The organism is Marinobacter sp. (assembly GCF_052091845.1).
Lineage (GTDB): Bacteria > Pseudomonadota > Gammaproteobacteria > Pseudomonadales > Oleiphilaceae > Marinobacter.
On the sequence record NZ_JBQDCO010000037.1, the window covers coordinates 24,496 to 34,563 of the forward strand.

Annotated in this window: 9 protein-coding genes; 7 read left to right on the plus strand and 2 right to left on the minus strand. The window is 54.7% G+C overall.

Features of this window, described 5'->3' with window-relative positions; all coding sequences use genetic code 11:
• The first annotated feature begins 110 nt into the window (after positions 1-110).
• The 4 genes from gmk to ACTHYN_RS12300 all read left to right on the plus strand — a co-directional run bounded on the left by gmk (position 111) and on the right by ACTHYN_RS12300 (position 3,693).
• Positions 111-755, plus strand: coding sequence for a guanylate kinase (gmk, locus tag ACTHYN_RS12285; protein WP_441812740.1), 645 nt, complete (start codon positions 111-113; stop codon positions 753-755).
• Positions 756-842: 87 nt separating this feature from the next.
• Entirely contained in the window at positions 843-1,055 is a 213-nt protein-coding gene (gene rpoZ, locus ACTHYN_RS12290; protein WP_441812741.1) for a DNA-directed RNA polymerase subunit omega, read from the plus strand.
• Between the two features lie 28 nt (positions 1,056-1,083).
• Complete coding sequence (locus ACTHYN_RS12295) at positions 1,084-3,225, plus strand: RelA/SpoT family protein (protein WP_441812742.1); 2,142 nt, start codon at positions 1,084-1,086, stop codon at positions 3,223-3,225.
• A gap of 81 nt (positions 3,226-3,306) precedes the next feature.
• Positions 3,307-3,693 (plus strand): RidA family protein, encoded by a 387-nt coding sequence (locus ACTHYN_RS12300; protein WP_441812743.1) that lies wholly within the window; start codon positions 3,307-3,309, stop codon positions 3,691-3,693.
• A gap of 60 nt (positions 3,694-3,753) precedes the next feature.
• Here ACTHYN_RS12300 and ACTHYN_RS12305 read toward each other — a convergent pair whose 3' ends face one another.
• Positions 3,754-4,626, minus strand: a complete 873-nt coding sequence (locus tag ACTHYN_RS12305) for an NAD-dependent epimerase/dehydratase family protein (protein WP_441812744.1) — start codon at positions 4,624-4,626, stop codon at positions 3,754-3,756.
• Positions 4,627-4,702: 76 nt separating this feature from the next.
• Between ACTHYN_RS12305 and ACTHYN_RS12310 the strand changes: the two genes are divergently transcribed.
• The 3 genes from ACTHYN_RS12310 (at position 4,703) to ACTHYN_RS12320 (ending at position 9,253) form a co-directional block, all read left to right on the plus strand.
• Positions 4,703-5,662: a hydrogen peroxide-inducible genes activator gene (locus ACTHYN_RS12310; protein ID WP_441812745.1), complete on the plus strand. Its 960-nt coding sequence runs from the start codon at positions 4,703-4,705 to the stop codon at positions 5,660-5,662.
• 8 nt (positions 5,663-5,670) lie between these two features.
• A complete protein-coding gene (recG, locus tag ACTHYN_RS12315; RefSeq protein WP_441812746.1) occupies positions 5,671-7,746 on the plus strand; it encodes an ATP-dependent DNA helicase RecG in 2,076 nt (691 codons plus the stop codon).
• 142 nt (positions 7,747-7,888) lie between these two features.
• Positions 7,889-9,253 carry an HDOD domain-containing protein gene (locus ACTHYN_RS12320; RefSeq protein WP_441812747.1) on the plus strand — a complete coding sequence of 455 codons (1,365 nt, stop codon included), beginning with the start codon at positions 7,889-7,891 and terminating at the stop codon, positions 9,251-9,253.
• A 279-nt stretch (positions 9,254-9,532) separates the two neighbouring features.
• Here ACTHYN_RS12320 and ACTHYN_RS12325 read toward each other — a convergent pair whose 3' ends face one another.
• Positions 9,533-9,988 carry a DUF2489 domain-containing protein gene (locus ACTHYN_RS12325; protein ID WP_441812748.1) on the minus strand — a complete coding sequence of 152 codons (456 nt, stop codon included), beginning with the start codon at positions 9,986-9,988 and terminating at the stop codon, positions 9,533-9,535.
• Between the last annotated feature and the right edge of the window lie 80 nt (positions 9,989-10,068).

Below are 10,068 nucleotides of genomic sequence, written 5' to 3' on the forward strand. Positions count from 1 at the left end.
TATCAGTTGTTGAAGCTCCGGGGTGCGGTGATTAGTCAAAGGCCGTATAATTGGCGGTTTTCCGGGCCTTCAGCAATGGCGGCCAGATACAGTGCAGGAGTTGTTGAGTCATGAACCAGGCCGGTGGAACAGGTACGCTGTTTGTCATTTCTGCGCCGTCGGGTGCTGGCAAAACCAGCCTTGTTGCAGAGATGCTGCGTGCCGATCAGAAATTGGGCGTGTCCATATCCCATACGACTCGCCCTATGCGTGAGGGTGAGAACAACGGCGTTAACTACCATTTTGTCAGCCGTGAAGAATTCGAAGCCATGATTAACCGTGGCGATTTTCTGGAGCATGCCAATGTTTTCGACAATTACTATGGCACGTCACAGGTGTGGGTTCGTGAGATGCTGGCCAGCGGTCGGGATGTGATTCTGGAAATTGACTGGCAGGGTGCTGCGCAGGTGCGCCGCCTTATTCCTGAGTGTGTGAGCGTGTTCATTGTGCCGCCTTCGTCAGAGGTGTTGCGGGACCGGCTTGTGGGCAGAGGGACAGACGCACCGGAAGTGGTGGAGCGGCGGTTGTCTGAAGCCCGGGAAGAATGCCGCCATGCGGGCGAGTTTGATTACCTGGTAGTGAATGACCATTTCCGGGAGGCGTTGGCAGATTTGCTGGCCATTGCGCGCAGCCAGCGCTTGCAAATGGTTGACCAGCAGGCCAGGCACAGCGCGTTACTCTCCGGGCTCTCAGGTGCGGGCGATGGCTTGGCTTAAGCCGGTCTTTTGCTGTATACAAATTGTGCCGCTGGCGGTAAACTGTTCGGTCTGCTAAATCAGTCATTTTATTTTGTCGGGGAAATCATGGCACGAGTTACTGTTGAAGATTGTCTGGAACACGTAGATAACCGTTTCCAGCTGGTCATGCTAGCTACTAAGCGTTCCCGTCAGCTTGCCACCAAAGGTGCCGAGCCGATGGTCGCAGAAGAAAACGACAAGCCCACGGTTATCGCCCTGCGCGAAATTGCGGGTAACCTGGTTTCCCGAGACCTGCTTACTGAAATCGAAGAAGAGTAAGCGGTTGCGGGCTTAGAGTGGAGGCGCGGTGTCGCTTGAGGCTACGGTAGAGGGGCTGACGGGTGAGCTCAGCACCTATCTGGATACCAATCGCATCAACCAGGTGCGAAGAGCCTACTATTACGCTGAACAAGCCCATGAAGGCCAGATGCGTAAGAGCGGCGACCGCTATATCACTCATCCTCTCGCTGTTGCCCACGTTCTTGCCGGCCTGAAGCTCGACCACCAGAGTTTGATGGCCGCCATGCTTCACGATGTTATTGAAGATACCGGCATTCCCAAAGACGCTCTTTCCGAGCAGTTTGGCGAGGATGTCGCAGAGCTGGTAGACGGCGTAAGCAAGCTTACCCAGATAGAGTTCCGCACCCGCGCGGAAGCCCAGGCAGAAAACTTTCAGAAAATGACCCTGGCCATGGCCAGGGACATCCGGGTTATTCTTGTTAAGCTGGCAGACCGCCTGCACAACATGCGCACTCTTGGGCCCATGCCCTATGAAAAACGCCAGCGCATCGCTACAGAAACCCTCGACATATATGCCCCCATCGCAAACCGGTTGGGTATGCACGCGATTTCCACCGAATTGGAAGACTTGGGGTTTTCATCTTTGCACCCCATGCGCTCCCGCTATATTTCCAAAGCCGTAGATAAACTGCGTGGCAGCCATCGGGAAATCATCGAAGACATTCAGGGCCGGCTGCAGGAAAAACTCGAAGAGCGTGACCTTCCGGGGCGCATAATTGGGCGTGAGAAACACCTGAACAGCATCTATAACAAGATGAAGCTCAACCAGAAGTCGTTTTACGAAATCATGGATGTATACGCCTTCCGGATTATTACTGACAGCGAAGACGACTGCTATCGCATTCTCGGAGCGGTTCATAGTCTCTACAAGCCCATGCCCGGCCGCTTTAAAGACTACATTGCCATGCCCAAGGCCAATGGCTACCAATCGTTGCACACCACCTTGTTTGGCATGCATGTGAACATAGAAATCCAGATCCGCACTGAGGAAATGGAGCACATTGCCAACGACGGTATCGCTGCGCACTGGATGTACAAAAACGAGTCAACCAGTGTGAGCGCGGTGAACCAAACACGGGTAGATCGTTGGGTGAAAGGGTTGATGGAAATGCGTGAGCGGGCAGACGATTCCCTCGAGTTCATCGAACACGTAAAGGTCGATCTCTTCCCGGACGAAATTTACGTGTTTACCCCAAGGGGTAAAATTATGGAGCTGCCCAGCGGCGCAACCCCGATAGATTTTGCGTATGCAATCCACACGGATATAGGTAATGCCACTGTAGCTTGTCGCGTCAACCGAACCTTGGGGTCTTTGAGCAGGCCGCTACAAAGTGGTCAAACAGTAGAGATTATTACTGCGCCGGGTGCACGGCCTAACCCGGCCTGGCTGAGTTTTGTGGTTACCGGCAAGGCGCGCAGTAGCATTCGCCATACACTGAAAAGCCAAAAATTGGCAGAGGCGCTGGAGTTGGGGCGCACCCTGCTGAAAAAATCTTTAAACGGGTTTGGCGCCCGTTTGTCGGATATTGACGACATTCAAAAGCAGGCGGTGGTTAATCATAACCAGGTGAACAGCTTTGATGATCTGGTAAGTGATATTGGCCTGGGCAACCGAATGGCTTATCTGGTTGCGCGCCAACTTCTAAGTGGTGCGGAAACAGAGGGTCCCGATGAAGTCACTAAAGATACTCAAGGTGGAGATGTTTCCTCGATCACCATAAAGGGAACCGAAGGCATGCTGGTTCACTTTGCTTCTTGCTGCAAGCCTATTCCCGGCGACCCGGTTGTTGGCGTGATGGATTCGGGCAGTGGTATGGTAATCCACTCCGACACCTGTTCCCGCCTGCCGGAAGACAACGAAGGCCGGTCCCGTCTGACCCACCTTACCTGGGCCAAAGATATTACCGATGAATTTTCTGTAGAGTTGCGCGTTGAGTTGGAGCGACAGCGCGGCGTGATTGCCGAAGTGGCCAACGCGGTGGCCATGGCAGATGGCAATATCGAACGTATTAACGTAGACGAGCAGGATGCCCGCTTTGGCGTGGTCAGCATGGTAGTCAAGGTGCATGGCCGCAAGCACCTGGCCCGCGTGATGCGCCGGGTTCGCAACATCAAGGCGATTACCTCGATCAATCGCGTGAAATACTGAGACTAACCAGGCCCGCGCGGTTGACAGCTCACGTGCGGAAGGGCGACGATTGGTGTTTTGGACGAAAGGAAATTACACGGCATGGCCAACAAATCTGTAATCCAGACTGAACACGCACCTCAAGCAATTGGCCCTTATTCTCAGGCCGTTAAGGCAGGCGATACGGTCTATATCTCTGGTCAGATTCCGCTGAACCCCGAAACCATGGAAGTAGTGGCCGGGGATTTTTCAGAAAAAACCCGCCAGGTATTCGAAAACCTCAAAGCCGTGTGTGAAGCCGCCGGTGGCGAGTTGAAGGACGTTGTTAAAGTGAATATTTACGTGACCGATTTGGCAAACTTTGCCACGGTGAACGATATTATGGCGACGTATTTTCCAGAGCCCTATCCGGCACGAGCCGCTGTTGAAGTATCAGCGCTGCCAAAAGATGTGCCGGTAGAGGTCGAAGCTGTAATGGTGCTCAGCTGATACAGCAATAAATGGCAAGAGAGTCAGAACAAAGGCGGTCGAGGACCGCCTTTGTTCGTTTTAAATGCTGCCTTTTTTGATCATTTCACGGTACCCGGCTCGAAAATCGGGATAACGAAAACGAAATCCGGTTTGCGTCAGACGCTGATTAACACATCGCTTGCTACCAGCCCGACCACCTTTTCTGGCGTCTGCCGCCGGTTCGGCGCAGGCCACCTGCTGGCGAATCCAATCAACCACTTCATCGAGTCGAACCGGCTCGCAATCACTGGCCACATAGCAATTGTCCAAGTGCTCTCCCGCAAGCGCTAATCCGTTAAGGTGGGCTACAGCTTCGGCTGCGTCATCCTCATGAATGCGGTTGCTGAACGGTGCAGGCTTTGCCGGGCTCATGCGGCCCGCAACAACTGCCTCCAAAAAACGCCTTCTGGTTGGCCCGTAAATACCGCTGAAGCGCACTATGGTGGCAGGGTGGCCGCTATCCAGTGCCGTTTGCTCGCCGGCTAAAATCTGTTGGCCAGTGGCGCGGTTGGGGGAAGCCGCGCTGGTTTCGTCTACCAGGCTATCGTCGTTCTGGGCGTAAACGCTGGTGCTGCTGATGAAAAAGAGCCGCTTGAGTTGCTGGCTGCCCAGCGCGTCAAGGAGGTTGGATAAGCCGATTACATACGCATCGCGGTAGCCCTGCTCATCATAATGAGAGGGCGTGAGGCAGTAGATAACGGTATCCAGGTCGTCCGGTAGCTTGCCGGCCAGAGTTTCCGGGCGCGAAAGGTCGGCCCCTATGCCCCTCACACCTTCTGGCACCTTGCCAGGGTTACGGCGCAGCCCGTAAACATGCGCCGACTCCTGCAGCTTGCTGGCGATGGCGCCACCCAGCTTGCCGCAACCGGCTATGAGAATTCCCGGTGTACTATTGCGATCAGCGATTGCCATAGACAATATCAATCCTTATCCTCTAACCCATAAATTAGTAAAACTTCGATCCGTATCCTTTTGACCGGAGATCACCATGACTCTTACCGAGTTACGATACGTCGTTACGCTTGCCCGCGAAAGACATTTTGGCCGCGCGGCCGAGCGCTGCCATGTTAGCCAGCCAACCCTCAGCGTGGCGGTCAAAAAGCTGGAAGATGAATTGGGCGTTCCTCTGTTTGAACGCAGTAAAAGCAGTATCCGCGTAACAGAAACCGGCTCGCGTATTGTTGAGCAGGCCCAGCGTGTTCTGGACCAGGTGGGTGTTATCCGCGATATGGCCCAGGATGGCAAAAGCCAACTGAGTTCGCCCCTGAAAGTTGGGGCCATTTACACCATTGGGCCTTATCTGTTCCCACACCTGCTGCCGGAACTGCGCCGCGCCGCACCGGAAATGCCGCTCTACATCGAAGAAAACTACACCGCCAACTTGCGACAAAAGCTGCGCCAATCCGAGCTGGACGCCATCATTATCGCATTGCCGTTTGAAGAGGCGGAGGTGTTAACGCTGCCGTTATACGATGAGCCCTTTGTGGTGCTGCTGCCAGCGGACCACCCACTGGCAGAAAAAGAACAGATCACTGGCGAAGAGCTGTCTCGCGAGCAATTGCTGCTCCTTGGCCCAGGGCACTGCTTCCGGGATCAAATACTTGAATCCTGCCCGCCTTTGGTGGATGCAGTCACTCACCGCGCGGAAAATGGCTCGCAATCGCTGGTTACTGAGGGCAGCTCGTTAGAGACTATTCGCCACATGGTGGCCTCTGGCCTGGGGATCACCGTACTCCCGCTCTCGGCTGCCACGGCTATGCAGTATCGTAAAGAGGTACTGGTAACCCGACCTTTTGCACCGCCAATACCTTCCCGTACAGTCGCTTTGGCCTGGCGAGTCACTTTCCCGAGGCCGAAAGCCATCGATGTCCTCTCTCTTGCCGCCAACCAGTGCCGCGTGATTGAAAAAGCGAAAGCGGAAACACCGGTTACTGCCGACACGGACTGACTCTAGCCATGGCCTCACTGGATGATATCCCGGTCACAGAGCTAAAGGGCGTAGGAAGCGCCCTTGCTGAAAAGCTTGCGCGACTGGGCATCGCATCGATGCAGGATTTGCTGTTTCATTTACCTCATCGCTACGAAGATCGCACCCGTATTATGCCCATGGGCAGTTTGAGGGTAGGTGATGTAGCCGTAGTGGAAGGGGAGGTAATGAAGGCAGATCTGATGATGGGCCGCCGCCGCAGCCTGCAGGTTACCCTGAAAGACAACAGCGGATTTCTGGTGCTGCGGTTTTTTCACTTTAACGCCGCCCAAAAGAATCAGCTTTCAGAAGGTGCCTGGGTACGCTGTTTCGGTGAAGTGCGCCCGGGCCGGGCCGGATACGAATTTTACCATCCGGAATACCAGGTAAGCCCGCCACCGATGCCAGCCGCTGGCGAGGCAACCCTCACTCCGGTTTACCCGTTGACCGAAGGCATACAGCAGCCCCGAATAAGAGCTCTGTGTCAGCAAGCTCTGGGGTATCTTCAGCGCCACCCTATACGCGATTGGTTGCCCGCGGAGTTGCTGGCAGGCTATCAGTTGCCAGGCATTACCGAAGCCGTCCGGTTAGTGCATTCTCCCCCGGCCAGTGCTCCGGTTCCTTTGCTGATGGGCGGGCGTCATCCGGCGCAACAGCGGCTGGTCATGGAGGAGCTGCTTGCCCACCAGTTGAGTATGCTGCAAGTGCGGGAACAGATTCAGGCCCGGCAGGCACTGCCTTTGCTGCCGACAGGCGATCTATCCGAACGCTTTCTGGAAGAATTGCCGTTTGCGCTCACAGGCGCCCAGCGCCATGTCATGGGGGATATCCGCCAGGATCTCAGCCAGCCGCTGCCCATGCTGCGCTTGGTGCAGGGTGATGTGGGCTCAGGCAAAACCGTGGTTGCTGCCCTGGCAGCGCTTCAAACCATAGGCGCGGGCGCTCAGGTAGCGCTGATGGCACCCACAGAAATACTGGCCGAACAACACTATCAAAACTTTTATGGCTGGCTTGAGCCCATAGGCATCCAGGTGGCCTGGCTATCTGGCAAGGTAAAAGGTAAGGCCCGAAAAGAAGCGTTGGAAGCTGTGCATACAGGGGCGGCGGGCGTGGTGATAGGCACTCATGCATTGTTCCAGGACGACGTGCTGTTTCACCGCCTGGCTTTGGTTATTGTGGATGAGCAGCACCGCTTTGGCGTACACCAGCGCCTGGCCCTGCGCGAGAAAGGTGTAGGCGGAACCCTGGCTCCGCACCAACTGATCATGACGGCCACTCCTATTCCGCGCACCCTCGCCATGAGCGCCTATGCCGATCTTGACACCTCAGTGATTGACGAACTGCCACCGGGTCGCAAGCCCATTGAAACCATCGTGATTCCCGACAGCCGCCGGGAAGATGTGATTGACCGGGTTCGCAGTGCCTGCACTGACGGGCGCCAGGCTTACTGGGTGTGTACCCTGATTGAGGAGTCCGAAGCATTGCAGTGCCAGGCGGCCGAAGTAACAGAGCAGGAGCTGACCGAACGCTTGCCGAACCTGAACATCGGATTGGTGCACGGGCGGCTCAAGTCGGCAGAAAAAGCAGCGGTGATGGAGCAGTTCAAGCAGGGTAAGCTGGACTTGTTGGTTGCCACCACGGTGATTGAGGTGGGTGTGGATGTTCCCAATGCTTCGTTGATCATTATTGAAAACCCGGAACGGTTGGGCCTTGCTCAGTTGCATCAATTGCGAGGCCGGGTAGGCAGGGGCGAGGAGGCCAGTTTCTGTGTGCTGATGTATCATCCGCCCCTATCGACCAATGGCAAAGCGCGGTTGCAGGCTCTGCGCGATAGCCAGGATGGCTTTGTGATAGCCGAGAAAGATCTGGAGATAAGAGGGCCGGGTGAGGTGCTAGGTACTCGCCAAACTGGCATGATGCAGTTTCGGCTGGCCGATTTTGAGCGAGACAAAGGCTGGATAGAACCCATACGCGAGATGGCCCCGGGGCTCATGAAGCACCCACGGGTGGTGCAGGCGCTTATCCGGCGCTGGCTTGGGGAGAACATACGGTACGGCGATGTCTGAGTTGGGCCGTTCAGCCCCACCAGTAATGCCCCTGGATCAACTGGTTTAATATCAACGTTTATGGCTGTGCGCTGCCTTATACTGAACAACAACGGCAGGCTTGATTGGCCAAGTGGCAAGCCGCAATACTTGGGAGACAATAATGGAATTACCTGTCACGGTTCAGCAGGCTTTAGGCGATGTCGCCAAGGGCGTGTCGCTGAGAGACGCAGGCCAGGCCAGCAAACAAGAACTGCTGCGAATGGTGTTGCTAAATGACGGGCAAGATAATCTTCAGGTTGTTTGTCGTAAAGAAGATTTGATTGATCTGGAACTACTCAATAAGCAGCTGCAGCGTAATTACCGACTTATGAAACCGCGGGAACAGACCCGTGTAAGAGAGCGGGCCGGGCTGCGGGAATTGCCCGCGCTGCCTTCCCTGACTGGCTGGCCTACCCTGGTGGACAATCGGGTAGATGAACTGCCCAGCGTAGCGCTGGAGTTGGGAGAGCAACACCTCGCTATGGTGATGCCGGCAGACGATTTTCGAACGCTGACTCAGCAGGCAGACCGTCAGTCCTTTGCCGTCGCCTCGGAAACCATTGCGGTTAACCTGAACAAGCCTGGCAATGACCACAGCCAAATGAATGCCGCCATCAAAAAATTCACCAGCCTGCGCATACAGCAGCGCCTGGAGGACACGTTAGAGCTTCCGCCACTACCTGAGACGGCCCAGCGTATTATCCACCTGCGCATAAACCCTAACGCTGTCATGGGCGATCTGGTAGATATTGTTGAAAGCGATCCCAGCCTGGCAGCCCAGATTGTCAGCTGGGCCTCATCATCCTTTTACGCAGCCGCCGGGCAGGTTCGGTCTGTGCACGATGCAATCTCCAGAGTGCTTGGGTTTGATATGGTTATGAACCTTGCCATGGGGCTATCCCTGGGGCGGGCCTTGAACCAGCCCCAGGACCACCCTGATGGCTATATAGATTATTGGCAGCAGGCCATTTGGCAGGCGCAATCAGCGGGCATTCTGGCCAGCATGATGCCCCGTGGTGAGCGCCCCGTATTCGGATTGGCTTACCTTGCCGGTCTGCTGCACAATTTTGGCTACCTTTTGTTGGCCCAGGTGTTTCCTCCTCATTTTAAGCTGGTATGTCGTTCGCTGGAGGTGAATACCGTTATCGATTCCTCGGTAACAGAGCACTATCTGCTGGGCATAACCCGTGAACAGATTGCAGCCCGGCTTATGGAAAACTGGGGCATGCCAGATGAAGTCACACTAGCTATACGATATCAGAAGAACGTTGATTACCAGGGAGTGCACAGCCAATACGCCAAGCTTCTTTGGCTGGGGCGCCAGCTGCTAACTGCAAGAAGTGTGGCCATGGGGGCCAGCGCTGCCGTTGAGCAGAAGGTTTATGATGAGCTTGGCCTGGACCGTGGCAAGGTAGAAAAGCAATTTGATGAATTGGTGGCCAGTAAAGACAAAATCATGGCAATGGCTGGCATGATGAGCCAATAACAAAAAGGCCGGCCATGTGGGCCGGCAAGGTTCCGCTTATTAGCAGAGTCGTCCGAACATATCAGGAGAGACAAGCGGGGCGGTAATCGATGCAGTAAAAAATTATCGCCCCGTTTTTAATCTAGACAAGGATTGCGAAAAGAAAAGGCAGTTTGGGGCATAGGCTAAGTTTGAGCGCTCCGTCATTTTTAGGCGCTTTAGCAAGCGTATGATATTCAATTGATAAAAATACCTTCTGCACATTCAGCTGTTACAAAAAGACACACTTTAATAGACCGGTCAAAACCCGTGGTTTCGTATGGCGGTTGCGGCACGGCGAATTTCATCCGAGTGCTTTCTTTCTACCGCAAATCGCTCCTTATCCATTTTTGCCACAAAACGCGCGTCTGTATCCTGGCGTGCCTGGTGCGTAGGCATGTGGCGAAGCTGCTCATACACCTCCATAAACACCTTGAAAGGCGGCTTTTCCATCAGTTCCGGCGCCACGTGATCCAGTAGCCCCTTAATGCGCAGACAACCCTCGGAATATTCCACCTGCTCTTCTTCAATAGCCATAGCAATCACCCGAATGCTATCAACCATATCCTGGCGACGTTTCGCCTGAAAAGCCTCCGCCTTTTTTTGGCGCCTGCGGCTTTCAGTCAACATAACCATTTGCCGCCGAATAAAACCCAGCAGCACAACGATGGCGATAACGCCGGCAATGATTAGGCTCCACTGTAGCCATTGGGGCATGCTGTTTTCCTATTTTGAAGCGAGGTTTGTAGTGGCATAGTGAATCTGGCCACCTGATTTTGAGTGTATGATCACTCACA